Consider the following 23,973-nt stretch of genomic DNA (forward strand, 5'->3'; position numbering starts at 1 on the left):
GCCGCCGCGGCCGGCCTTGCCGACCTCCGGCAGCACCCGGCCTTGCCAACCTCCGGCAGCACCCGGCCTTGCCAACCTCCGGCAGCACCCGGCCCGCACGTCGTCCTGTCGGCACCGTCGTCCCCCGCCAGGTCGCTGCCTACCGTCCGGTCCATGCGAGGGCCCCCCGAGACAGAGCCGGCCCGGTGATCGGCGCGGTGCCGTCGCCGGAAGCGGGGTGGTGCGGGACGCATGGCCCCGTGCGTTCCGGGCCGTCGACCGGGACGTCCATGCGGTCGGCCCCCCGGTAGCCGCGGCTCGTGCCCGGTACCCGCGGACACCTGCGAGAAAGGCGACACCGACGTGGATTCCCTGTACTGGATGTTGATCGTGGGGCTCTGGGCGGCCTCGGGTCTGGCTGCCGTGACGCTGCTGCTCACCCGACGTGGCCACCGGGAGGGCAGCTGGTTCGTGATCGGAGGCGTCCTCGGCCCCCTGGTCGTGCCCATAGCGGTCGAACGCGCGAGGAGGGGCAGCCGGCGACTGGAGCGGCGCGTCGATCCACCCTCTGCCCCGGCGCCCTCGACCAGAGGCCGGCTGTGCGTCCTGGTGGGCGTGGACGGGTCCCCGGAGTCGGACCAAGCGGTCCGTGACGCCGCCCGGCTGGTGGCTCCGGACGCCGGCCGGCTGCTCCTGGCCACCGTGGTGGACGCCGACGCGACGGAGGCCCGTGACGGCGGCGACGCGGAGCGCCGGCGTGCCCGGGAACTGCTCGAGTGCTCGGCCCGCTCGCTGCCGACCTCGGCCGTGACGGTGGAGACCGAGATCCTGGCCGGTCACCCGGCGACGGCGCTGCAGGAGCTGGCCGAGGCCGAGGACGTCGACCTGATCGTCGTGGGGCGCCGGGGCAGGGGGGTGTCCCGCACCGTGCTGGGCAGTGCGGCGGCCACGCTGAGCACCAGGTCCCGGTGTCCGGTGCTGCTGGCCGCCCAGCCTGGTCCCCGCAGCTGATCCGCAGCACCTCGGTGGCCGATGCGGCAAGAAGGCGCGCCGTACCTGTCCGGGGAAGCACCGATGCGCCGGGCCACGGGCGGTGAACGCTGCGGGGGCACAGCACCGGGGCCGCGACCGCGGACCCGGGCACGCCACACCGACCGAGGAGAAACCATGATCTGGAACATCGTCGTCCTGCTGGTCATCGGCCTGGTCGCCGGGCTCATCGCCCGGGCGGTCATCCCCGGCAAGCAGGACCTCAGCATCGTCGCCACCATCGGGCTGGGGGTCGTCGGTTCGTTCGTCGGCAACCTGCTCGGCGGGCTCCTCAGCGGCCGGGGCTTCGAGCTGGCACCGGCCGGGTGGATCGGGTCCATCGTCGGGGCGATCATCGTGCTGGGCGTCTACGTCTCCGTCACCGGCCGCCGCGGCACCCGGACCCGCTGACCGTCCGCGGACACCGGCCCCCTCCGCCGGCCGGTGTCCGCGGACAGCCGCCCACCCGGGGGGCCCACGGGGTGATCGGTGACGGCGCCACCCTGCGCGCTGGTGGCCGGGGCGGGTGATCTGGCGGCTGTGCCGGCCGGGGTCATCAGCTCGCCCGTCCGCGTCGGGCTCCCGGCAGGGATCGTCGTCCGGTTGCGGTCGGTGCCGCACCGGCTGTTCCCGGACGCCGTGACCGAGCCCGACGTCCCCCGGCTCCCGCCATCCCTCTGGCGACCCCGTCGGGGCGGCCACCGAGAGGCAGGTGGGGGGCGGCCGGGGACTGACCACGGGAGCGGCCGGTCGCGTCACCGCTCGCCGGCGCTCTCACCGGAACCGTCCCGCCCGTGGCCGGCGCCGAGGTCGTCGCAGCGGGTGCCCGCAGTGACCGGGGCGCCGGAGAGGAGGGCCGCCTCCCCGATCTTGTACCCGGCGATCGGCACGGTGAACAGCTGCAGGACGACGGCAGCCAGCAGGACCACCACCGCAGAGGTGCTCGGGGCCAGCACCACCACACCCAGCAGGACGGACACCAGACCCAGGCTCACCGCCTTCGCGACGGCGTTGGCCCGGTTGTAGACGTCGGGCAGGCGCAGCAGCCCGATCGCGGCCACGCCGATGAGCGAGACCCCGAGCACGACGAAGACGCCACCGACCACCGCCTGCACCGTCACGACGACGACCTCGCGGCGACCAGGCGCGCGAAGGCGACCGTGCCCAGGAACCCCACGAGCGTGGCGACGAGGACCAGGTCGAGCAGCGCCGGGGCCTCCAGGCGCACCGCCAGCAACGCGACGGCGCCGATCACCACGGCGAAGCCGAAGTCGACGGCCAGGACCCGGTCTGCGTCGGTGGGGCCGATCACCAGCCGCAGCACCGCCACCACCAGGGCCAGCGCCAGGACCGCGACGGCGAGGTCCACCACGATCACGTCCTCCTCCTCCCGTCGAGTCCGGAGCCGGCGTCCCGGCACCGGTGCCCCACCGGGCGCCAGGCCGCCAGCATCTGCTCCTCCAGCGCGCGCAGGTCCGCGCGGAAGCACTCGACGTCCCCGGCGTGCATGCCGTGCACCGTCAGCCGGGACCCGTCCGCGCTCAACGCCAGTGCCATCGTCCCCGGCGTGAGGGTGACCAGGCTCGTGTACGAGGCGATCTCGAACCGGCTGCGGCTGCGCAGGGGCACCTCGACGATCGCCGGGGCCAGCCCCGTCCCGGGCGTGACGATCTCGCGCGCCACCTCGTAGTTGGCCCGCAGGAAGCGCAGCAGGTAGGCGCCCGCGAAGGTCGCGATCCGCCCGGCGCGGATCAGCGTCCGGCGCGGCGCCGACGGCGGGCCCGAGCTGCTCACCGTGCGGTCACCGCCGCCACGTACCCCTCGGTGTCGAGGAGGCCGTCCGCTGCTGCGGCGGCGGCCGCCAGCAGCGGCTCGGCCCACAGGCCGAGCACGACGGCGAGGCCGGCCAGCACCAGGGCGGGTGCGGTCAGGGCCGGCCGCACCCGGCTGCGGACGGCGTGCGCGGTGCTGCCCTGCGAGGTGACCTGCACCCCGTCGCCTGGTCGCTCCTCGTCCGGGGCCGGCCCCCAGAACACCGTGTTCCAGACCTTGAGCACGGACGTCAGGGTCAGCAGGCTGACCCCGACGACGACCGCGGCTGCCACGTGCTGCTGCTCGGCCACCGCCGCGGTGGCCAGGCCCAGCTTCGCGACGAAGCCCGACAGCGGCGGGATGCCCACCAGGGCGAGTGCGGAGACACCGAAGGCCACCGCCAGCACCGGCTCCCGGCGCGCCAGGCCGCCCAGCCGGGAGAGCTCCTCGGTGCCGTGGCCCACGAGCACCGCGCCGGCGCAGATCAGCAGCGCTGCCTTGACCAGGACGTACTGGACCAGGAAGAAGACCGCTGCGGCCAGTCCGGCCGGGGTGAACAGCGCCAACCCGAGCAGCATGTAGCCGATCTGGCTGACCATGTGGAAGGTGAGGACCGGGCGCACGGCCTTCTCCCCGACGGCGCCGAGGACGCCGACGACCATCGTGAGCAGCGCGGCGGCCATGAGCACCCGGAGGTGCTCCCGCTCGCCGTCGAAGACCACCGCGTAGATGCGGAACAACGCGTACAGCCCCACCTTGGTGAGCAGGCCGGAGAAGAGCACGGTCACCGCGGGGCCGGCGGCCGAGTACGTCCCGGGCAGCCAGCCGTGCAGCGGGACGACGGCGGCCTTGACGGCCATCGCCACCAGGAGGACCGCCCCGGCGGCCGCGGCTGCCGGGGTCGCCCCGGCCACGCCGGCCAGCTCACCGAGGTTGACCGTCCCGGTCGCCCCGTACATGAGGCCGACCCCGCCCAGGAAGATCGTCGATGCCAGCAGGTTGACCGTCACGTACAGGCGGCCGGCAGCCAGCCGCCGGGCACCGCCGTCCGCGACCAGCAGCACGTAGCTGGGGACCAGCATGACCTCGACGAAGACGAAGAGGTTGAACAGGTCGGCGGTGAGCAGGGCTCCGTAGACCCCCGAGGACAGGACCAGCGCGAGGGGCAGGAAGAACGGGCTCTCGTCCTCCCGGGTGGCCGCCGCGAAGGTCAGGGAGACGAGGACCAGGAGCGCGGTCACGGTGAGCAGGAGGGCGCTGAGGACGTCGGCGACCAGGGTGATCGCGACGCCGGGCGGCCAGCCGCCGAGCCGCAGGGTGGGCCGCTGCCCGGCGAGGGTGCCGGCGAGCAGGATGCCGGCGACGACGAGGACCGCGGCGCTCACCCCGGCGCCGGCCACCCGCCGCACGATCGGTGCGGCGGGCCTGCCCCCGGAGTCGAGCAGGACCAGCAGCCCGGCCGCTGCCAGCGGGGCGACCACCGGGAGGGCGAGCAGGCCGCCGTTCACCGGACCTCCCCGGTGCGCTCGGCCGGCGGACCCTCCGCGCGGTCCGGCTCCACGTCGTCCGCCCGGCTGCCGGCGCGGGCGAGGGCGAGCAGGTAGACGGTGATGCCGAAGGTGATGACGACGGCGGTCAGCACGAAGGCCTGGGGCAGGGGGTCCGCCGCCGCGCGCGGATCACCCTGGCCGATCAACGGCAGGCCCCGCCGGTCCATGCCCCCGGCCGACAGCAGCAGGACGTTCACCCCGTGCCCGAGCAGGACGAAACCGATGACCACGCGGACCAGGCCGCGGTGCAGGACCAGGTACACGCCCCCGGCCACGAGGACGCCGACGGCGACGGCTGCGCTCACGGGACCACCTCCTCCTCGGGAACGCCCGGGGTGGGGTTCCCGTCACGAGCCGCGCCGCCCGCCGAGCAGGGGACCGGTGCGGGCCGCCGGTCCCCGCGGGGGTCGCCGCTGCGGGGCCGGGGCAGGGGGCCGCCCACCCCCGCCCCGAGCCGCTCGACGGCCGCCACCAGCAGGCCGAGGACCAGCAGGAGGACCCCAAGGTCGAACAGCAGGGCCGAGCCGATGCCGAGGGCACCCAGCACGGGGACCTCGACGGGGGTCAGCAGCGGGTCCCCCTGCAGGACGGCGGACGCCCCCGTGCCGAGCGCCAGGACGAGGCCGGCGCCCACCAGCGGCCCGGGCCGCAGGAGTCGCGGCAGACCCGGGAAGTCGTGGGCGCTCTGGTGCAGCGCGACGGCGGTCCCGGCCACCAGCGCGGAGATGAAGCCGCCCCCGGGCTCGTCGTGGCCGCGCCAGAGCAGGTAGGCCGCGAGCGCGGCCATCGCCGGGACGAGCACCCGGCTCGCGACCTGCAGCACCAGGCCGTCATCGGCCCGGCGCGCGGCGGGGCCGGCAGCGGGCGCCGCCCCCGACGCGCGGTGCGGGGCAGGGTGCACCAGGACGAGCAGCCCCAGGGCGGCGGCGCCCAGCACGATGGCCTCGCCGAGGGTGTCCATCCCCCGGAAGTCCACGAGGATCGTGTTGACGACGTTGCTCCCGCCGGTCTCCGGCTCGGCGGAGCCCAGGAACCAGGCCCCGGCGTCGGACAGCTCGCGGCGCCCCGTGGCCGCCAGCGTCGCGGAGGCGGCCGCGGTACCGGCTGCGAGGCCCAGCGCCGCGGCGAGCACCGTCCGCGGTCGGCCGGCCCTGCCCAGCCGCGGCGGCAGGTGCCGCAGGACGAGGACGGCGATGACCGCCGTCAGGACCTCCACCAGCAGGAGGGTGAGGGCCACGTCCACGGCGCCGGCCAGCAGGAACCACCCCGCCACGACCAGGCCGACCATCCCGACCAGGCCCAGGGCCCCCAGCGCCGAGCGCGCCGACACGGCCCCGGTGACCGCCAGGGCGAGCAGCGCCAGCACCGGCCAGTCCAGCGGCTGGTCGGTCGACCCGCGGGGAGGCAGGTCGCCGACCGCGGCGGTGCCGACGGCACCGAGCACCACGAGAGCGACGACGGGTCGGGCCAGGTGTGCAGCCAGGGCGGGGGACCGGTCCGGCCGCCCGACCGCGTACCCGAGGTCGACGACCGCATCGTGGGCGCGGTCGAACAGCGCGGCGCCGTCGGGCAGTGGCAGCCGTGCGAGTGCCCGGTCGACAGGGTCGCGTCGCACGAACAGCGCGGTACCGAGGACGATCGTGACCGCCGACATGAGCACCTCGGGACTGAGACCGTGCCAGAACGCGAACTCCGGCACCGCTCCGACGTAGACCACGTCGGCGGCGGCACGGGTCACCATCGGGTTGAGCAGGTCGACGCCGGGGCCCAGGGCCAGGCCGGCGACAGCGGCCACCACGGCGGGGGCGAGGAAGGCTGCGGAGGGTTCGTAGAGGTCCGGCTGCCGGGTCGGCCCGCCGAAGGCGCCGTGGACGATCCGCATGCCGTAGGCGAAGGTCAGCGCCGAGGCGGTGACGCCCAGGGCGCCGGCGACCGGCCCGGCCCAGGGTGCGACGTCGGCCTGCAGCAGCCCCTGGAACAGGTACTCCTTGCTGACGAACCCCAGCATCGGCGGCACGCCGGCCATGGACAGGGCGGCGAGGCCGGTGACGGTGGCCGTGACCGGCATGACCCGGCGCAGCCCGGACAGTTCCCGGATGTCGCGGCTGCCGGTCTCCTTGTCGATGATCCCGACCAGCATGAACAGCGTCGCCTTGAACAACGCGTGCGCAGCGGTGTGCAGCATGGCCGCCGCCAGCGCGGTCGGGGTGCCGACGCCGATCACCGCGACCAGCAGGCCGAGCTGGCTGACGGTCGACTGGGCCAGGATCGCCTTGAGGTCGTGCTCGCGCAGCGCCATGAAGGCGCCGGTGATCGCCGAGGTCAACCCCACGGTGATCAACAGCGCGGACCAGGCCTGCTGGTCGGCGAACAGCGGGGTCGTGCGCATGAGCAGGTAGATGCCGGCCTTGACCATGGTCGCCGCGTGCAGGTAGGCGCTCACCGGGGTCATCGCGACCATCGCGCCCGGCAGCCACGAGTGCAGCGGCACCTGGGCGGACTTGGTGAACGCCGCGAAGGCGATCAGCCCGCCGATCGGCCAGGCCAGCGGTGAGGCGAGCACCTGCTCGCGGGCGGCGAGGACGGTGGTCAGGTCCGTGGTGCCGACGAGCACCGACAGCATGACCACGGCGAGCAGCAGGGCCAGCCCCCCGGCGGTGGTGATCAGCAGCGCCCGCCGGGCGGGCCGCACCGCCACCCGGCCCGCGGTCGCGACGAGGAAGAAGGAGCAGACGGTGGTCAGCTCCCAGAACACGTACAGGAGCACGAGGTCGGCGGCCAGGACCAGGCCGAGCATGGCGCCGGCGAAGACGGTCAGCAGGCCGTAGACGGTCCCGTTCCGGCCGCTGTCGCCCAGGTACCGCGGGCAGTACGCCATGATCAGGGTGCCGACGCCGAGGACGATGAGGCAGAACAGCCCGGCCAGCCCGTCCAGTCGCAGCGAGAACGACACCTGCAGCGAGGGCAGCCAGGACCAGCTGGCGGTGACCTCTCCGCCGGCGAGCACGGTCGGGGCCGCGGTCACCAGCAGCCCGCCGATCCCCGCGAACCCGACGGCGAGCACGTAGCCGGTGTCGCGGCCCAGCCGCCGGTGGAGCAGCGGGGCGGCCGCGGCCAGGGCGGCCATGGCCCCGAGGGCGAGGACGAGCATCAGCGCCGTCCCGGGCCGACGGCACGGACGGCGAGGCCGGCGCGCGGCGCGACCCGTCCACCACTCAGGCGCACGATGGTCCTCCAGCTGACGTCATGGACTCGGCCTCCGGTACCGACGAGGTCGTGCACGCTGCGGGGACCTGTACGGACCTGAGCCGCGATGTCATCTACCGGCGCGCTCGTGCGCGTCCACGCGAGCCACTCGGCAGGGATGGGGCACCGTGCCTTCCGCGGGACTGCAACTCACGGCTCCGTGGGGCCTTCCGAGCCTTCCGGGACCACCACGGGCCGCCTCATCGGCCCGTCCTCCGTGTGATCGGCACCGGTGGGGTCCCGGCTCGGCCGGTCACCGGTCCTCGCCGGAGGGGGCGCTGCTCCGGGCGGGGGCGTCCGGGCGCCCGGTGCGGTCCGTGCGCCGCAGCAGGCGGTTGTTGCGGGGTTCGCGGCGGGTCGCCATGTCGTCGAGCTGGCGGCGCAGGCCCTCACGCACCCGCTGGACGGCAACCGAGAGCTCACGCTGCGCCGAGCTGGCCACCAGGCGCGGACGTCCGGCGATCCAGCACTCGAGGGTGAGCCGCTGACCGCGGGTGCCGCGGTCCTTCAGGGACACCTCCAGCTCGACCCGGTCGGCCGGGTAGCGCGACAGCTGCGCGTCCAGGCGGGCCAGGAGTCGCACCAGGACGGCGCGCTCCTCCCCGGTGAGGCCGGCGGCGAGCCGCAGCGCACCCGCGACCGTGGCCGGCCGGGCGCCGCCGGTCGGCCCGTCACGGAGGACGGGCCCGTCGGTGTGGGCCCGGCTCATCTCCGTGCCCGTCCCCGGGGGTGGAGGGGCGCGGCGTCGGAGGACCGGTGCGGGCGCAGGAGAGCCCGCGCGCCGCCGTCGCGGTCGGCCCCGCGCGGGTGCCGTCGCCCGTTCCGCGGGCGGGCGCGACCCGTCCGGCGTCGGCCGGCCCGCGCGGCCTCGGTCGGGGACTGGCACAGGGTGGGCCCTCCTGTTCCAGGGCTCGCCGGCCTCGGTGTGACGCGGCTCATCGCGGTCTCCTCGGGATCGGGGTGTGGTTGCCCGGCGACCGGTGACGCGGCGGACCGCCCCGGTTCGCGGGGGTCACCTGGCGCCTCGCGTGGGGGCCTCGCCTCGTCACCGCGCCTCGCGGCTGTCGGGCCGGACGCTAGGTGCCGTCCGTGCGGACGGCGAGGACGGCGATCGGCGAAGAACGGCACGGTCTCCTTGCCGACCGCGCCCGGCAACGGGTGCCGGCCGGGTGGGCACGGTGCGGACGTCGGGCAGGCCGCGGAACGGCGCAGGTCGTGGCGGCTGCCCGCCGGGCCCGTGAACCGACCCCTGGAGTTCCGCATGACCCGCACCCCGATCGACGCCCACGCGCTGCTGTCGGACACCCACACCACGGCGCTGGTGGGTCCGGGCGGCGGCATCGAGTGGATGTGCGTCCCGCAGGCCGACGGCCCGAGCCTGTTCGCCCGCATCCTGGACGCCGAGCGCGGGGGGACATGGGAGATCGCCGTGGCCGGCGGCCGGGTCACCGGGCAGGCGTACCGGCCGGAGACCTTCGTCCTCATCACCCGGTGGGCCGGACCGGACGGCGCGGCGGAGGTGGCCGACCTGCTCTGCGTCGACGCGGGGGAGGGCCCGGACGACCTGTCCGCCCGGCACCTGCTGCTGCGTCTGGTGCGGGTCACCCGCGGCACCGTGCGTCTGGTCGTCGACGTCGACGCGCGCCCGGATCACGCCCGGACCCGGCCGGACTGGCGACGGGACGGGGGTACCTGGACCGATGCGGTGACGGGCGTCCGTCTCCAGGCCGGCGTCCCGCTGGAGGGTGGCGGTGAGCGGTTGGGCACCACCGTCGAGCTCACCTCGGGGGACGTCGTCCCGTTCGCGCTCGCCTACCTGCCGGACGCCCCGGGGTGCACCACCCCGGCCGAAGGGGAGGACCTGGTCGCGCGGACCGGCCGCGCGTGGCGGCGCTGGTGCCGGCGCAGCGGCTACGAGGGGCCGGCGGCGGAGGCGGTGCAGCGCAGCGCTCTGGTCCTGCGTGCCCTGTCGTTCGACGAGACCGGGGCGTTGCTCGCCGCCCCCACGACCTCGCTGCCCGAGGCACCCGGAGGGGAACGCAACTGGGACTACCGGTTCACCTGGCACCGCGACGCGAGCCTGCACGTGCTGTCGCTGTACCTGCTCGGCCACGCAGGGCTCGGCCGGCGCTACGGCGAGTTCCTCGTCGATCGATGCGTGCGGCGGGCCGCCCGCCTGCGCCCCGTGGCCGGGTTGCGCGGCGAGCAGCACGGTGAGGAGACGGTCCTCGAGGGCCTGGCGGGCTACGCGGGCTCTCGGCCGGTCCGTGTGGGCAACGAGGCCTTCGCGCAGGTCCAGCACGACACCTACGGGCACGTCCTCGACGCCGCCTACGCCTACCAGCGGCTGACCGGGCGGCTGCCGCGCGAGCACTGGACGGCGCTGCGCTCGGTGGTCGACACGGCCTGCCGCCACTGGTCGGAGCCCGATTCCGGGATCTGGGAACTGCGCGGCCGCCGTCGGCACCACGTCAACAGCAAGGTGCTCAGCTGGGTGTGCCTCGATCGGGGACTCCGCCTGGCCGAGGACCTCGGCGACGAGACCGCGCCGCTGGCGGAGTGGCGAGCCGCTCGCGACGCCGTCCGGGTGGACGTGCTCGACCGCGGCTTCGACACCGGGCAGGGCGCCTTCACCATGGTCTACGGCGAGCCCGCCCTCGATGCCTCACTGCTGCGCATCCCGCTGGTCGGCTTCCTCCCCGGGGACGACCCTCGAGTCATCGGCACGCTGGACCGCATCGCCGAGCGGCTCGGCGTCGGGCCGGCCCTCGTCCGGCGCTACGACACCGAGACGGTCGACGACGGCGTCGCCGGGGGCGAGGGGGCCTTCCTGCTGTGCTCCTTCGAGATGGTCTCCGCGCTCGTGTTCGCCGGCCGGGTGCAGGAGGCCCGGCGGCGGTTCGACTGGCTGCTCGCCCACGTCGGTCCGCACGGTCTCTACGCCGAGCAGATGGACGTCGACGGCACCGCCCTGGGCAACTACCCGCAGGCGTTCACCCACCTGGCGCTCATCGAGGCGGCGGTCAACCTCGCTCGCGCCGGTGAGGGGAAGGCGCTGCAGGCGTGGGCGATCCGCGACCCGGACCCGCTCGCCCAGGCGTGGTGACCCGGCCGGCGTCCGCATCCGGACACCGACCGGTGTCGGCCCTCGGCAGCAGCCGGCCTCCCCTCCGTTCCGGGACCGCACGGGGTGGCGTCGGGCCGGGGGAGGCAGACCGGGGTCGTTCCATCGACCCCGAGGAGGTTCTCGTGCTGTGGATCGCGCTCGTGCTGCTGCTGGCTCTGGCCGGTGGGTTCCTGGGCACCCTGCTGGAGCTGGCCCTCTGGGCCGTCGTGCTCATGGTGCTCGGCTTCGCGCTGCTGGGTCTCGTCGTCCGGCGGGCGGTGGGGTCCCGCACCGACGCCTCCCGCCGCCTCGGTCCACGCTGACGGCCGGGGGTCGCGTCGTGCCCCGATCGCCGCTGCCGTCCGGGCGGTCGGGGGGACGCGTCCGACCGCCCGGGGACGTGGCGCCTGACGCCCTCAGGCACATGTGGGCGGAGGCCAGCCGTCGGTCAGGGTGCGGCGCCGGCGACCTCGCGGTCGCACGTCCTCGACCGACGTCTCTGGTCAGTGCAGCGAGAAGTCGAACGCGGGGCCGCGGGGGAGGACGCCGGACGGCGGCCCCGTGATCGCGGACACGGTCGTCTGACCGGCTCGGGCGAAGGTCAGGGTCAGCTCCACCGACTGCGCGGCGTCGATGCGCCGGGTCAGTCCGGAGAGGACGACGGTCGGGGTGCTCGTCCCGACGAAGACGGCTCCGCCGGCCGGGAGGAGGACGTCCACGGCGGTGGTCTCCGCGGTGGGCGGCTGCTCGATCAGCGCCATGGCTTCGAAGGCGTCGGGTCCGGGCGAGGACGGGTCCGCGGTCGTGGGGGAGGTGCCGACCGTGGCGGCGCCGAAGTCGGCGCCGGTGATGTCCACCAGCCGGTCGTCGACCCGCCCGCTGTTCACGATCGCCATGGTCGCCTGCGCCTGCTCGCCCACCTCGTGGACGCCACCGGGTGGGTGGACGAGCTGGACGGCGCGAATCGTGATGTCACCCACCTGGCCGGTGCCGCCGGTGGAGTCACGCGCCTGGGTGGCGGTCTGGGTGACCTGGCCGGCGCTGCACCCGATGAGCGCGGTCGATGACAGGAGCAGGAGGACCGCGACTGCCGATCGCGCGGCCCGGTTCACGGCCGGCACCGCTGCGTCCACCTGCCCGCGAGGCCGGGCATGCGACGGCTCGCGGCGCGGTCGGCGTCGCGCCGAGCCACGGCCCCCGCGCCACGCGTGCGTGTCGGTCCCGTCCATGTCACCGCCTCTGTGTCCGGCCCCGGCTCGATGCGCGGGCCGGCGTCCGGACCTGCTCCGGGCCGCACGGTGAGGAGCGGTCGGCGGGGGTGAGTACGCCTGCGTCCGACGATCTCCGCGGTGCCTGCTTGCCGGACCCCTGCAACCGGTCCGCGGTCATCGGGGTGGGTCCTCGGTGCGCTCGGTCGTCGCCCCGTCGGAGCCGGCGCGGATGTGGTCTTCGGGACTTCCCCGCATGCCGTCGAACAGCCAGTTGTCGAAACCGGCCGGGTCACGGTGCCGGAGCTCGTCGAGGAGGGCCTCCCGCCACCGGACGGCGATGTGCCGGGGCACGTCGGAGGACGGGTGCATCTGCTGGGCGCTGCTGCGCCACTCCCCGAGCAGGTCGTCGAGGGACAGTGCGCTCAGCAGTTCGTGCGGTGGGGAGCAGGGCTCCGGGGACTCCTCCGGCGGAACCGGGGGTCGAGGGGGCTCGTCCCCGGTGGTCGGCCGCACCGGCGGGGTCTCCGTCCGGAACGCCCACACCGTGCCGATGACGGCCGCCAGGCCCAGCACGAACAGCAGCAGGTGGGCCCCGAGCCTGCCGAGTTGCTGGCTGCCGGCGAGGAACGGCACGACGAGTCCGCTCGAGACGGCCGCCGGCATGAAGTGGGTCAGCGGTGCGGCGGTCCGGGGGTGCAGGGCCCTGTGCACGGATCGGGCGAGGACGGCGCCGAGCAGCCCCGGGCCCAGAACGCCGAGCAGCAGCAGCCCCGGTCCGATCACGGCGGCGCCGATCAGCGACACGGGCACGTACAGCACTCCCAGGACCCAGGCGGCCAGGTGGATGGCGGACCGCCACGAGGAGCGGTGTTCCCCGGAGCCGGTCACCGGGTGCCTCGGCAGGACAGGACCTCGGTGGCGCGCTCAGCTGGTGCCGACGGGACGAGGGATGCCATGTGACCTCCTGGTGCAGTGGCTGGCCGGCGTCGCCGCGCTGGTGCGGGCGGGCCGACCACGTGGTGACGGGGTGTTGCGGGGCCGGGATGCCGGGAGTGGCGTGGCCACGGGGGCCTCGGTCCTCGCACCGGCGCCCCACCGTCCGTGCGCCCGGTGACACGCGAAAGGGCACCGCTCGGCGGGGACGGCGGCGGGCACGATGCCGACGACCGGAAGTGCCTGCCGTGCCCAGCGGGGAGCGGGGGATCGGCAGGGGCCACGGCAGCGAGGAGGTCTTCGCCGTCCGTATCCGGGCCGGGCAGGCGGCCGGTTGCGGGGCACCGGCAGCCCTCCGCCCCCCGGATTGCGGAATCGGACACCGGTGCAGCGGGCGACGGGCAGCGCACCCTGGCAGTGGTCCACCCCTCGCGGGGGCCGGTGACGTGGTGCTCGTGGGGACGGGCTTCGGGCCGTCCGGGCCCGCGCCCGACGGGAGCGGTCAGGTCGCGGAGTGGCCTGTCGACCGGGGGTGGCCTCCGGGTGGCCGACGACGAAGGACGGTGAGCAGACATGACGACGATCTCCGCGAGGGGCTCCACCCTCGTCCCGGCGACCTCCGTCCTGGACGGCCTGCGGACCCTGGCACACGTCGTGCTGCCCGTGGCAGCGCGGGGGGCGATCGTCCGCCGGCCGCGGGTGGTCGCGCTGGTGGAGCGGACCGGCGCCGACGCCCGGGCCGTGCGGCACCTGCGACGGTTGCGCGACCGCTACGGCCCCGGCCCGGTGCGCGTCGACCTCCCCGGGCGCCGGCTCGCCGTCGTCCTCGCACCCGAGGACCTGCATCGGGTGCTGGACGGCACACCGTGGCCCTTCGACGCCTCGACCCGGGAGAAGCGCGGCGCCCTCGGGCACTTCCAGCCCGAGGGGGTGCTGATCTCCTCACCGGAGGCACGGGCCCGCCGGCGGCCGTTCAACGAGGAGGTCCTCGACGCGGGGTGCACGCTGCACCGACTGGCCGGCCCGATGAGCACCGCGGTCCGGGAGGAGGCCCTCGCCCTCCTCGAGCGCGTGGACCAGCACGGGGTGCTCACGTGGGACGCCTACGCCACCACCTGGTGGTGCGTGATCCGCCGGGTCGTGCTGGGGGAGAGCGCGCGGGACGACGAGGCGGTCACCGACGACCTGCTCTCCCTGCGCCGCCGGGCCAACTGGTCGTTCCTCGCGCCCACCACACCCCGCGTGCGCCGGCGGTTCCTGCAGCGGGTGGCCGACTACGTCCGGGCGGCCGAGCCCGGCAGCCTCGCCGGTCTGGTCGCCGAGACCCCGGCGACCGCGGGGACCGTGCCGCACCAGCAGATCCCGCAGTGGTTGTTCGCCTTCGACGTGATGACCTGGGCCTCCTACCGGGCGCTCGCCCTGCTGGCGACCCATCCCGACGCGATGACACGGGCCCGCGCCGAGCTGCACCAGGCGCGACCTGCCGTTCCAGCGGGCCACCCTGCTGGAGTCCCTGCGGCTGTGGCCGACCACCCCGGCCATCCTGCGCGACACCACCGCCGAGACGCGCTGGGCGAGCGGCGCGCTACCGGCAGGCGCATCCGTGTTGGTCTTCACGCCGTTCTTCCACCGCGACGAGACCCGGCTGCCGGTAGCCCACCGGTTCGCCCCGGAGTTGTGGCTTGCGGACCGGGAGGAGGGGGACTGGCCGCTCGTGCCGTTCAGCGCTGGCCCGGCGGTGTGCCCCGGCCGTGAGGTGGTGCTGCTCACCGCGAGCGTGCTGCTGGCCACCCTGGTCCACCAGCACGGCTGGCGGCTCACCCGCGGCACGCTGGACCCGGGGCGCCCGTTGCCCGGCACCCTGAACCCATTCGCGCTGCGCTTCACCGCGGTCTGATGTCCGCCGTGCTCCTTCATCCGCACGGTCCGGACCGAGGAGGGGCCGGTGCACCCCACGGGATCCGGGGTCGTCACAGCACCGCCGCCTGGTCGCGCGGCGCGAGCCGCGCGCGGCTGCGGTGGCAGCATCGGCTCAGCGCCTCGACGGTGGCGGCCGACCGACTGCGGGGGGAGTCGGCCGAGCCGGCCGCCCGACTAGGCCGACCGCGCCGTCCCGGCGCAGGTGCTGCGGGACAGGGAGACCCCGCGTGCGTGGTGAGGTCTTGCTGCTCCGGGCGCCGCACGAGGCACGGGGACACGAGCGGTCCGGCCGGCTGTTCGCGGTGGTGGTCCAGTCGGACCTGCCGTCGTTGTCGACCTGGCTGGTCGCCCCGACGTCGACGTCGGCACGGGCGGGATCTTCCGGCCCGGGTCGAGGTCGACGGGCAGCCGACCCGGGTGCGCGCCGAGCAGACCGCCGCAGTCGACCCCAGCGGCTCGAGGCCAGCATCGACCAGGTGGAGCAGGCGCCGCCGCTTCCGGCCGTGCCGGTGGTCGTGCTCAGCAAGACCGAACCGTTCGGGGCGCTGCCTCCCACCATGCCGGCCGGGTTGACCGGCCAGGACATCGAGCGGCTGTGGCCTCAGGTCCAAGCCAGTGTCGTCCACATCGCCCCGCAGACCCCGCAGATCATGGCGACCGGCAGTGACCACTACATCCAGGTCCACCAGCCGACCTGGTCGTCGCGGCGACCCACCTCGTCATCGCCCGGACCGAGGCGAACAGCTGACGGTCCACCATCGGTGCCCGGACGGGCCGGCAGCCGGCTGCATCCGCATCCCACCGCGGCCCACGCCCGGGACCACTCCGGCTCCCCCCGGTGTCGATACGGGCCGGTGGTGCCCGCGGTCGCGGGCAGGGCTGGACCGAGGTCGCGGGACCACTGGTCCATGAGCACCTGGCCGGATTCCGCGATGCCGCGACTCGCGGGGTGGGTGATCGACCGCCACCACCGGCCGGCGAGGCGGGCGCGCCCGGGGATCACGCAGGCCCGCGCCGAGCCTGACGTCGTCGTCCGACGCCGGGCTCGCCGACCCAGCGGGTCCCGACGGGTCGGGCCGCGGCGTCGTCGCGCGCAGCGCACGGGACCGGGCCGGCGCGGTCAGGGGACGACGTTGGGACCGGCGTGCGCCGGCCGCGGCGTGTCCTCGGCGTAGGGGCGGATGGCGATCAGAGCCACGTCGTCGGCGGCCCCGCCGCCGGGCAGCAGCGTGGCCATGATCCGGTCGCACAGGCTCTCGAGGTCGAGCTGGGCGCTGTCGGCGAGGACGGCGGTCAGCCGTGCCAGGCCGGTGTCGAGGTCACGCAGGCCCGAGCGGCCGGAGCGCCTGCCGCCGCCGGCGTCACCGCGGTGCCCGCCGGCCGGGGCGTGGTCCTGCTCGAGGAGGCCGTCGGTGCACAGCAGCAGGGTCGCGCGCACCGGCAGGACCACGTGGTGCTCGGGCCGGGGCCGGGAGGCGTCGACCCCGAGCGGGAGCCCGACCCGGTCGGTGAGGACGTCGACGGTGCCGTCCGGGTGCAGCAGCAGCGGGGGTGGGTGCCCGGCCGAGCTCCACGTGAGCGCCCGGTCCCGGGCGGGCTGGTCGGGACTGAAGCGTTCGACGCGGGCGACCAGCGCGGTGGCGAACACGTCCTGGCCGAGGACCTCGCAGGCGACGTCCACGGTGGTCAGGACCTGCGCCGGCCCCGCCGTGCCGTCATGGCCGGCCATGCGGAGCATGGTGCGCAGCTGGCCCATCGTGGCGGCCGCCGTGATGTCGTGGCCGGCGACGTCACCGATGACCAGGCTGGTGGTCCCCGTGGCGTCGAGGTAGGCGTCGTACCAGTCCCCGCCCACCAGCTGCGCGTCCTCGGCCGGCGCGTAGCGCGAGGCCACCTGCAGGTGGTTGGGCTGGGGCACGAGCGCGGGCAGCAACGCCCGCTGCATGGTCTCCGACACCGCTCGTTCGAAGAACGACGCCCGCGCGGCCTCGACCACCAGACCGGCGTGGGCCATCAGCGCACCGACCAGCTCCTGGTCACGCTCGGTGTAGGGCGCCGAGCCCTGCACGCGGGCGATGGTCAGCACCGCCACCACCTCGCCGCGGCTGACCACCGGCGCCACCAGCGCGCTGCGCACGCTCAGCACACGGACCGCTTCGCGCTGGGCGCCGGTCAGTCCCGGCGCCTGGGACAGGTCGAGCAACTCCACCCGTCCGGTCACCGCCACGTGCCCGGGACCGGCGGCCTCACCGACACGCCGCCCGGCGCGCTCGAGCCAGTCCCGCAGCGCCGGCAGCTGCGCCGCATCGCGGTGCTCGGCCGCGGCCGGGACCAGGCCGCCGTCGCTGTCGACGGTGCTCACGTAGGCGAAGTCGCCGAGGTCGGGGACGGCGAGGGCGACCAGTGCGCGCCACAGCTCCCCAGGAGCCAGGCCGGCGGTGAGCAGACCGCTGATCCGCGCCAGCAGCCCGGCCCGGTCGGCCTCGGTCTCGGCGAGGCCCCGGGCGGACTCGGCCTCCAGCGTGGCCATCCGCAGGGCGACCTCGCGGGAGGCGACCGCGGCCAGCTCCTCCAGCAGCTGGACGTCCTCCTCGGTCCACGCGTGCACCGTGGTGTCGACGACGCAGAAACTCCCCAGCACCTGCCCGTCCGGAGTGTGGACCGGGAACCCGGCCCACGCGCGCACGCCCATGCCGGTGACGGAGGGGTTGGCGGCGGTGCGCTCGTCGGCGGTCACGTCGGCCAGCACCAGCGGGTCCCCACCCAGCACGTACTGGCAGAACGACTCCTCGACGGTGTTCTGCCTCGGGCTGCCCTCGGGCAGGCCCTGGCTGCTCAGCCAGAAGGAGCGGGCGTCGTCGACGACGGTCATGAACGCCAGCGGCGCCCCGGTCAGCCGCTGGGCGATCCGGGTCAGGCGGTCGAAGGACTCCCCGGCGGCGGCGTCGAGCAGCTGGGTGGCGTGCACGGCGGCCAGCCGGTCCGGCGCGGCTGCCGGCCCCCGTCCGGCGGTGGCGTCACGGTCGACAGGGCGGCGGGCGGACACGCGTCCATCGTGCCCGACCCCCGTGGCGGCGCCGCCCCACCCGGCCGGTGCCGTCCCGCAGCCTCCGGGACCGGACCCGGCGGAGCCCCGCGCCGGCCTCGCGGGGGAACCAGGCCCGGGGCCGCGTGCGGTGCGACGACCTGCACGTGCCGCCCGCGCAGGGCAGGCTCGGCCCGTGACCAGGGTCGGCTTGGTGCTGGGCGCCGGGGGCGTCGTCGGTCAGGCGTACCACGCGGGCGTGCTGGCGGTCCTGCAGCACGACTTCGGCTTCGACGCCCGCGGCGTCGAGGTGATCGTCGGCACCTCGGCCGGCTCGATCACCGGCACGCTGCTCCGGCTGGGCGTCTCGGCGGAGGACCTCGCGGCCTGGACGGTGAAGGCGCCGCTGTCCGGCGACGAGGACGTGCTCCGCCGGATGGCCGACACCCCCGTACCCGAGCTGGCCCCCTTCCGGCCGCTGCAGATGCTGCGCCGCCCCCTGCGGCTGCCGGGTCGGCACATGGTCCAGCGGGTGCTGACCCGGCCGTGGCAGGTCCGGCCGCTGGCGGCGGGCATGGCGCTGGTGGCCCCGGGGCGGCACGACATCGTCGAGCAGCTCAGCGCGCTCCGCGAACTGGAGCAGCCGGGGTGGCCGCAGCCGGACCTGTGGATCTGCGCGGTGCGCCGGCGCGACGGGCGTCGCGTGGTGTTCGGCCGCCCGGGAACACCGGAGGCGCCGATCCACCTGGCCGTCGCGGCATCCTGCGCGGTGCCCGGCTACTTCGCCCCGGTGCACATCGGGGGGCACAGCTACGTCGACGGAGGCGTGCACTCGCCGACCAACGCCGCGATCCTCCGCAACCGCGGGCTGGACCTCGTCATCGTCGTCTCGCCCATGAGCGGGCCCGCCGGCTCGCACCTCGGCATCTACGCCGCTGCCCGCCGCCACGCAGCCCGCTTGCTGCGGCACGAGGTCCGAGCACTGCAGGCGACCGGGGTGCGGACCCTGGTCTTCAGCCCGGGGGTCGCCGAGCAGCAGGTCATGGGCGACGACATGATGTCCCGGCACCGGCTGCACGAGGTCATCCAGCAGTCCTTCCTCGCGGCCGGCGCCCGGGCGGCCACACCGGCCGTGGCCGCGCGCATCCGGGAAGCGGTGAGCGCGGGAGGTGACGGGACGGCGAGGTGACACCGTCCGACCGTGACCCGGCCGGTCGGCGCCGGCACGGAGCGACCTGACGCGCTATCGAGGGGGAGTCAGCCTGTCCTGCAGCTCGGCGACGTGCTCGCTGGTCAGGTCGCAGCCCGAGGCGCAGTCGACCTCCACGACCGTCTCGTCGGCCCAGCCGACCGCGGCCAGGTCTCCGCAGGCCGGGCAGGACTCCCAGGTCAGTCGATCGCTCATCGTGGCCCCCTTCTCGGCGCCGCCTCGTCGCTCACGGCAGGTTCCGTTCCGCTCGACGCGGCCAGTAGGGGCGAAGGCCACCAGCAGGGGTGGACCAGCGGTCTCTGACGGCGGCCGGCGCTGTCCGCGCGGGACCCGGCACCGGCCGCGCGGGGCCGCTCCGCGCGAGCCACGTGCCCGGTCGAGCAGCCTGCGGACGGAGGGATCGCGGGTGAGCGCTGCGGTCCCGACTCAGGGCGCTCGTAGCGACCGGGCACGCCCGCGGAGGCCTCCCAGCGATCGGCGGAGGCGGGACTCCCGCGCGCCGGTCGTCGCGGCGGCCTGTCCCGCCAGCAGCTCCAGCTCCGCCCGGACGGCGTCCCGCCGGAGCTCGAGGGTCGCCACCTCTGCCAGGAGGACGGCGGTGCGCGTCGCGGCGTCCCGGTCCAGGCGCTCCCGTCGCGCGGCGGCCTCGCTGTCCGCGCGGCGCCGTTCCTCCCACCCGGCACCCAGCACCCGGACCGCATCCGCGCGGGCCTGCAGCCGGGCGGCGACCGCCTCCTGGGCGGCCCGTTGCAGAAGGTGCTCGGCGCGGGTGGCAGCGCGCTCCTCCAGGGCCCGCACCTGCTCGAGGCGTGCCTCGGCGGCCGCGCGGGCCTCCTCGTGCGCGTGTCCGGCCTCGCCGAGGACCTGCGCCGCCTCGGCCGCCGTCTCCCTGGCCGCGCGGGCTGCCTCGGCGCGCAGCCGTTCGGCCTCGGCGCGGGCACCGGCGAGCAACCGCTGCGCCTCGGCGCGCAACCGCGCGGCCCGGGCCGCCGCGGCGCGCCGCTCGGCCTCCGCCTCGGCCCACATGCTCGAGGCCTCGTCAGCCGCGGCGGCGAGCATCGACCCGATCCGGTCCGACAGCCGGAGGAGTTCCCCGCCGCCGGCCGAGTGGGCGGCCAGCCGCTGAGCTTCCCCGAGGGCCTCACGCGTGCGCAGGAGACTCGCCAGGAGGCGTTCCCGTTCGCGGTCGGCGGCGGCGAGCTCGTCCTCCGCCCACCGGACGTAGGTGTCGACCTGGAATCGGTCGTAACCGGCCAGGGTGCGGCGGAACAGGGGGGCGGCCTCGAGGACGGTGGGCAGATCGCCGGAGACGTTCGGGCGCCCATGGTCCGGCGGGTCGGTCACCGGGACCGGCCGCGGGCAGGCAGCCCCTGCCTCGGCATGCAGCTCGACGCTCATCGCACCTGCCTCCCCACGCACGTCGGGCGGAACGCGGACGCTACGGCCACCGCGGCCGGGGACAGCCGGGCATCGGGAGCACCTCACCCGTCGGAGCGGTGCCGACCCGCCGATCCGGGCTCCGCGGCCGGTGCTCCTCACCGCGGGGCATCGCCCGTGCGGGTGACCGGACCGGCGCCGGGGCCGCCGGCGCGCGCGGCGGCGCGCACCCTCCTGACATGGCGACCGTCCCGCCCACGCCGGCTCCCGGCAGCATGACCGTCCCCCCGCTGGCCGGCTGGGAGGACGTCGCGACCGTCCTGGCGCTCGTCGTCCTCGCGGCGCTGCTCCTCCTGGTGGCCGGTGCGACCGGGCTGGCCGGGAACGGCCGGTCGGAGTGGCAGGCGTGGCTGGATGCCCGGCCGAGCAGGCGGCAGCACGCCGCCGAGGACCCGCCGGGCCCACCCGGCGAACGTGGGTGAGCGCGGGTCGCGGACCCACGGGCCGGCGCGGCGCGCTCCGGCCGGGCTCTTCGCGCCACCGGTTCGAGCCCGCCGGCTACCCACCCCGGTCGTCGGTGGCCGGCCCCACGAAGCCGGTCCGGTAGGCCCACACGACGGCCTGGGTCCGGTCCCGCACCCCGAGCTTGAGCAGGATGCTCTTGACGTGGGTCTTGACCGTCTCGGGTGACAGCCAGACCCGGGCGGCGATCTCGGCGTTCGACAGCCCCTCGGCCAGCGCACGGAGGATGTCGGCCTCCCGCTCGGTGAGGTGGGCGGACAGCTGCAGCCGCTGCCGGTCGAGCGGCCGCCGGCCGGCGTGGGCGCGCAGCAGCCGGCGCGTCACCGCCGGCGCCACCAGGGCGTCCCCGGCGACGACCGTCCGGATGCCGTCGACCAGTTGCTCCGGGGTGGCCCGCTTGAGCAGGAAGCCGTCGGCCCCGGCCTCCAGGGCGTCGTCGACCACCTCGTCCAGGTCGAACGTGGTCAGGACCAGCACCCGGGGCCGGTGCGGCCAGGACACGATCTCGCGGGTGGCGCTGACGCCGTCGAGCCGCGGCATCCGGACGTCCATGAGGACCACGTCGGGCCGGACGGTCCGGGCCCGGTCGATCGCCTCGTGGCCGTCGGCGGCCTCCCCGACCACGGTGATGTCGCCCTCGGCGTCGAGCAGGGCGCGGAGTCCGCTGCGGACCAGCCGGTCGTCGTCGGCGAGCAGCACCCGGATCACGGCGTCGCCGCCGTCGTCGGCACGGGCAGGGCCGCGTGCACCCGGAATCCGCCGTCGACCGGGCCGGCCTCCAGCTCACCGCCTTCGAGCCGCGCCCGCTCCTGCATGTTGACCAGCCCGTGGCCGGGCACCGGGTCGAGAGGCGGGGAGCACTCGTTGACGACCTCGAGCCGCACGTGCGAGCCGGTCCGCCGGACCTCGACGCGGATCGCGCCGGCCGGGGTGTGCTTCACGGCGTTGGTGAGGGCCTCCTGCACGATCCGGTACACCGCGCGGGCGGTGCTCGGCGGCAGGTCGACGTCGGGCACCCGAAGGTCCACGGGGCGTCCCGTCCCGCGGATCCGCTCGGCCAGGGGCTCCAGGTCGGCGACGCCCGGGGCGAACGGGTCGGCCGCCCCGCGTCCGTCCGGCTGCAGCACCTTGAGCAGCCGGTTCAGCTCGTCGAGCGCGGCGCGGCCGACCGTCTCGATGGAGGACAGCGCCTCCTGGGCGAAGGTGGGGTTGTCGGCGAAGACCCGCCGTCCCACGCCGGCCTGCAGCACCATCACGTTGACCGTGTGCCCCAGCGAGTCGTGCAGCTCGCGGGCCAGCCGGGTGCGCTCCTGCAGCAGGAGCCGCTCGGCGGTGAGGGCCTGCTCCCGGCTCTCGGCGCCCCGCCGTGCCTCGGCCACCACGGCCCTGGTCCGCCGGCTGCTCAGCTCGCCGACCACGGTGGCGACGAGGAAGTGGACGACGATGCCGGGCAACTGGTCCACCGGCGCGCCGCGGTCGAGGGCCACGTACCCGGCGATGCCCAGGGCCGCCACCACCGTGGCGGCCGCGCGGACCCGTCGCCCGCCGATGTCGAAGGAGCTGAACAGGGCGATCCAGGCCGGCCAGTCGAGGAAGCCGATCGGGTACCCGGCGGCCGCGTTGACCACGATGGCTCCGCTGGCTCCCGCCTGCGCGACCACGGGCGCGGTCTGCCGCCACAGCAGCGCCAGGGGCCCGAGCACCGCGAGGAGGAGCCTGCCTTCGGTCACCGGCTGGTAGGGCGGTCCCGCCGGCAGCAGGAGCACGTGGAGGACGGCGAGCACGGCGAGGCCGCCGGCCAGCCGCGCATCGACAGGGGTCCCGCTCCCTCGTCCGGGGGTGTCCCGGCGGGGTGCGGTCGGCGACGCGGCCATGCCGCATCGTCGCGCCCCGAGGGCGCGCCGGGCGATACCCGCGCGAGTGGAGACGGGTCCCTCACGCGAGGGAGGCACCCCCGTGCACGGGTGGGACGTCGCCGTGGACGACCACCCGCCCGAGGACCGCCTCAACCCCGCCGGAGGCTCGCGGCCGGGCCCCGAGCGGCGGAACGCTCGCGCCGCTCGCCACTCCCGCCCGGACCGCTCCGGGCCTCGTCCGAGGAAGGGCAACGGCCATGACCGGCATCCGCACCACCCCCGACACCTGCTCGGCCGTCGCGTTCCCCGCCGAGCCGCGGATCCCCCAGCTGAGCCCGCGGGGGATCGCCGCCGTGTGGGCGGCGGCCGCGCTGCCCATGGGCCTGCTCGTCTGGGTGGTGGCCCCGTGGTCCGCCGACCAGTTCGGCGGACGCGGTGCATCTGCCCGCTCGACGATCATCGCCCTGACCGCCGGCCTCGTCTGGCAGTTCGTCCTCGTGCTGGTCCTCGTGCGCCGCGAGCAGGGCACGCTGCGCTGGAGCGTCCTGCGCGAGGTGCTGTGGCTGCGCTCCCCGACCAGCCCGGGGACCGGTCGCAGAGGGGGACGGCTGTGGTGGATCCTCCTGCCGCTGATCGCCCTCGCCGCGGCCAAGGACCTCGTGCCGAAGCTGCCGCACGCCGAGAGCCTCGACTTCTTCGCCTTCATCGGCACGGCCGACGGCCGCGAGTTCCTCTCCGGCGCCTGGGACTGGTTCGCCGTCCTGCTCGTGATGTGCCTCTTCAACACGGTGCTCGGCGAGGAGCTCCTCTTCCGCGGCTACCTGCTCCCGCGGATGGCCGGCGTCTTCGGCCGCTACGACTGGGTCGCCAACGGCGTGGTCTTCGCGGCCTACCACCTGCACCGGTGGTGGGCGATCCCCGGCCTCCTGCTCGGCACGCTCACCTACGCCTGGCCCGCCAGGCGCTACCGCAGCACGCTGGTCAGCGTCGCCGTCCACAGCGCGCAGAGCGTCGTCATGGTCGTCCTGGTCCTGCCGCTCGTCCTGGGAGCCTGACCCACCGGACCGCCGAGTCCTGGGGGGGGGGGGGGGGGGGGGGGGGGGGGGGGGGGGGGGGGGGGGGGGGGGGGGGGGGGGGGGGGGGGGGGGGGGGGGGGGGGGGGGGGGGGGGGGGGGGGGGGGGCGCGGCGGGGGGGGC

Annotated in this window: 22 protein-coding genes; 8 read left to right on the plus strand and 14 right to left on the minus strand. The window is 75.9% G+C overall.

Features of this window, described 5'->3' with window-relative positions; all coding sequences use genetic code 11:
- Window positions 1–594 precede the first annotated feature (594 nt).
- The gene (locus ACI8AC_RS07515) at window positions 595–990 is read left to right on the plus strand and encodes a universal stress protein (RefSeq protein WP_456896723.1); all 396 of its coding nucleotides are present in this window, start codon (window positions 595–597) and stop codon (window positions 988–990) included.
- Between the two features lie 156 nt (window positions 991–1,146).
- Window positions 1,147–1,419, plus strand: coding sequence for a GlsB/YeaQ/YmgE family stress response membrane protein (locus tag ACI8AC_RS07520; protein WP_456896725.1), 273 nt, complete (start codon window positions 1,147–1,149; stop codon window positions 1,417–1,419).
- Between the two features lie 344 nt (window positions 1,420–1,763).
- Here the strand turns inward: ACI8AC_RS07520 and mnhG are convergent, their stop codons facing one another.
- From mnhG to ACI8AC_RS07555, 7 genes are all read right to left on the minus strand, one after another.
- The gene (gene mnhG / locus ACI8AC_RS07525) at window positions 1,764–2,129 is read right to left on the minus strand and encodes a monovalent cation/H(+) antiporter subunit G (protein WP_456896727.1); all 366 of its coding nucleotides are present in this window, start codon (window positions 2,127–2,129) and stop codon (window positions 1,764–1,766) included.
- A complete protein-coding gene (locus ACI8AC_RS07530; protein WP_456896729.1) occupies window positions 2,126–2,386 on the minus strand; it encodes a monovalent cation/H+ antiporter complex subunit F in 261 nt (86 codons plus the stop codon). Before ACI8AC_RS07530 ends, mnhG begins: the two co-directional genes overlap by 4 nt.
- Entirely contained in the window at window positions 2,383–2,802 is a 420-nt protein-coding gene (locus tag ACI8AC_RS07535) for a Na+/H+ antiporter subunit E (protein ID WP_456896731.1), read from the minus strand. The genes ACI8AC_RS07530 and ACI8AC_RS07535 overlap by 4 nt, the downstream gene beginning before the upstream one ends.
- Window positions 2,799–4,328: a monovalent cation/H+ antiporter subunit D family protein gene (locus ACI8AC_RS07540; protein WP_456896733.1), complete on the minus strand. Its 1,530-nt coding sequence runs from the start codon at window positions 4,326–4,328 to the stop codon at window positions 2,799–2,801. The genes ACI8AC_RS07535 and ACI8AC_RS07540 overlap by 4 nt, the downstream gene beginning before the upstream one ends.
- Window positions 4,325–4,675 carry a sodium:proton antiporter gene (locus ACI8AC_RS07545; protein WP_456896735.1) on the minus strand — a complete coding sequence of 117 codons (351 nt, stop codon included), beginning with the start codon at window positions 4,673–4,675 and terminating at the stop codon, window positions 4,325–4,327. The genes ACI8AC_RS07540 and ACI8AC_RS07545 overlap by 4 nt, the downstream gene beginning before the upstream one ends.
- On the minus strand, window positions 4,672–7,521 hold the full coding sequence (mbhE, locus tag ACI8AC_RS07550; RefSeq protein ID WP_456896737.1) for a hydrogen gas-evolving membrane-bound hydrogenase subunit E: 2,850 nt from the start codon (window positions 7,519–7,521) through the stop codon (window positions 4,672–4,674). Before mbhE ends, ACI8AC_RS07545 begins: the two co-directional genes overlap by 4 nt.
- Before the next feature lie 348 nt (window positions 7,522–7,869).
- On the minus strand, window positions 7,870–8,325 hold the full coding sequence (locus ACI8AC_RS07555; RefSeq protein ID WP_456896739.1) for a hypothetical protein: 456 nt from the start codon (window positions 8,323–8,325) through the stop codon (window positions 7,870–7,872).
- Window positions 8,326–8,877: 552 nt separating this feature from the next.
- Here ACI8AC_RS07555 and ACI8AC_RS07560 point away from each other — a divergent pair.
- Together ACI8AC_RS07560 and ACI8AC_RS07565 are read left to right on the plus strand one after the other, a co-directional pair.
- Window positions 8,878–10,722: a glycoside hydrolase family 15 protein gene (locus tag ACI8AC_RS07560; protein WP_456896741.1), complete on the plus strand. Its 1,845-nt coding sequence runs from the start codon at window positions 8,878–8,880 to the stop codon at window positions 10,720–10,722.
- Window positions 10,723–10,865: 143 nt separating this feature from the next.
- A complete protein-coding gene (locus ACI8AC_RS07565) occupies window positions 10,866–11,045 on the plus strand; it encodes a hypothetical protein (RefSeq protein ID WP_456896743.1) in 180 nt (59 codons plus the stop codon).
- Between the two features lie 180 nt (window positions 11,046–11,225).
- On the opposite strand, the gene ACI8AC_RS07570 is transcribed toward ACI8AC_RS07565, so the two are convergent.
- Entirely contained in the window at window positions 11,226–11,843 is a 618-nt protein-coding gene (locus ACI8AC_RS07570; RefSeq protein ID WP_456896745.1) for a hypothetical protein, read from the minus strand.
- Between the two features lie 264 nt (window positions 11,844–12,107).
- Window positions 12,108–12,821: a hypothetical protein gene (locus ACI8AC_RS07575; protein ID WP_456896747.1), complete on the minus strand. Its 714-nt coding sequence runs from the start codon at window positions 12,819–12,821 to the stop codon at window positions 12,108–12,110.
- A 1,564-nt stretch (window positions 12,822–14,385) separates the two neighbouring features.
- On the opposite strand from ACI8AC_RS07575, the gene ACI8AC_RS07580 reads away from it, so the two are divergent.
- Entirely contained in the window at window positions 14,386–14,763 is a 378-nt protein-coding gene (locus ACI8AC_RS07580; protein WP_456896769.1) for a cytochrome P450, read from the plus strand.
- Window positions 14,764–15,906: 1,143 nt separating this feature from the next.
- Here ACI8AC_RS07580 and ACI8AC_RS07585 read toward each other — a convergent pair.
- A complete protein-coding gene (locus ACI8AC_RS07585; RefSeq protein ID WP_456896749.1) occupies window positions 15,907–17,832 on the minus strand; it encodes a SpoIIE family protein phosphatase in 1,926 nt (641 codons plus the stop codon).
- 175 nt (window positions 17,833–18,007) lie between these two features.
- Here ACI8AC_RS07585 and ACI8AC_RS07590 point away from each other — a divergent pair, with 175 nt between their 5' ends.
- On the plus strand, window positions 18,008–19,000 hold the full coding sequence (locus ACI8AC_RS07590) for a patatin-like phospholipase family protein (RefSeq protein WP_456896751.1): 993 nt from the start codon (window positions 18,008–18,010) through the stop codon (window positions 18,998–19,000).
- A gap of 54 nt (window positions 19,001–19,054) precedes the next feature.
- On the opposite strand, the gene ACI8AC_RS07595 is transcribed toward ACI8AC_RS07590, so the two are convergent.
- On the minus strand, window positions 19,055–19,216 hold the full coding sequence (locus tag ACI8AC_RS07595; RefSeq protein ID WP_456896753.1) for a hypothetical protein: 162 nt from the start codon (window positions 19,214–19,216) through the stop codon (window positions 19,055–19,057).
- Window positions 19,217–19,447: 231 nt separating this feature from the next.
- Entirely contained in the window at window positions 19,448–20,419 is a 972-nt protein-coding gene (locus tag ACI8AC_RS07600; protein WP_456896755.1) for a hypothetical protein, read from the minus strand.
- A gap of 218 nt (window positions 20,420–20,637) precedes the next feature.
- On the opposite strand from ACI8AC_RS07600, the gene ACI8AC_RS07605 reads away from it, so the two are divergent.
- Window positions 20,638–20,880, plus strand: a complete 243-nt coding sequence (locus tag ACI8AC_RS07605) for a hypothetical protein (protein WP_456896757.1) — start codon at window positions 20,638–20,640, stop codon at window positions 20,878–20,880.
- Window positions 20,881–20,956: 76 nt separating this feature from the next.
- On the opposite strand, the gene ACI8AC_RS07610 is transcribed toward ACI8AC_RS07605, so the two are convergent.
- Both ACI8AC_RS07610 and ACI8AC_RS07615 read right to left on the minus strand, forming a co-directional pair.
- Window positions 20,957–21,628, minus strand: a complete 672-nt coding sequence (locus ACI8AC_RS07610; protein WP_456896759.1) for a response regulator — start codon at window positions 21,626–21,628, stop codon at window positions 20,957–20,959.
- Window positions 21,625–22,794 carry a sensor histidine kinase gene (locus ACI8AC_RS07615; RefSeq protein WP_456896761.1) on the minus strand — a complete coding sequence of 390 codons (1,170 nt, stop codon included), beginning with the start codon at window positions 22,792–22,794 and terminating at the stop codon, window positions 21,625–21,627. Before ACI8AC_RS07615 ends, ACI8AC_RS07610 begins: the two co-directional genes overlap by 4 nt.
- 239 nt (window positions 22,795–23,033) lie before the next feature.
- On the opposite strand from ACI8AC_RS07615, the gene ACI8AC_RS07620 reads away from it, so the two are divergent.
- Window positions 23,034–23,831, plus strand: coding sequence for a CPBP family intramembrane glutamic endopeptidase (locus tag ACI8AC_RS07620; RefSeq protein WP_456896763.1), 798 nt, complete (start codon window positions 23,034–23,036; stop codon window positions 23,829–23,831).
- Window positions 23,832–23,973 lie beyond the last annotated feature (142 nt).

The sequence above is a fragment of the Geodermatophilus sp. SYSU D00758 genome (genome assembly GCF_054049955.1).

Excerpts from the sequence above, each read along its gene's own strand:
- ACI8AC_RS07560 (WP_456896741.1), top strand. The coding sequence starts at position 8,878 with ATGACCCGCACCCCGATCGACGCCCACGCGCTGCTGTCGGACACCCAC.
- ACI8AC_RS07520 (WP_456896725.1), top strand. The coding sequence starts at position 1,147 with ATGATCTGGAACATCGTCGTCCTGCTGGTCATCGGCCTGGTCGCCGGG.
- ACI8AC_RS07595 (WP_456896753.1), bottom strand. The coding sequence starts at position 19,216 with ATGAGCGATCGACTGACCTGGGAGTCCTGCCCGGCCTGCGGAGACCTG.
- ACI8AC_RS07605 (WP_456896757.1), top strand. The coding sequence starts at position 20,638 with ATGGCGACCGTCCCGCCCACGCCGGCTCCCGGCAGCATGACCGTCCCC.
- ACI8AC_RS07620 (WP_456896763.1), top strand. The coding sequence starts at position 23,034 with ATGACCGGCATCCGCACCACCCCCGACACCTGCTCGGCCGTCGCGTTC.
- mbhE (WP_456896737.1), bottom strand. The coding sequence starts at position 7,521 with ATGCTCGTCCTCGCCCTCGGGGCCATGGCCGCCCTGGCCGCGGCCGCC.
- ACI8AC_RS07600 (WP_456896755.1), bottom strand. The coding sequence starts at position 20,419 with ATGAGCGTCGAGCTGCATGCCGAGGCAGGGGCTGCCTGCCCGCGGCCG.
- ACI8AC_RS07615 (WP_456896761.1), bottom strand. The coding sequence starts at position 22,794 with ATGGCCGCGTCGCCGACCGCACCCCGCCGGGACACCCCCGGACGAGGG.
- ACI8AC_RS07555 (WP_456896739.1), bottom strand. The coding sequence starts at position 8,325 with ATGAGCCGGGCCCACACCGACGGGCCCGTCCTCCGTGACGGGCCGACC.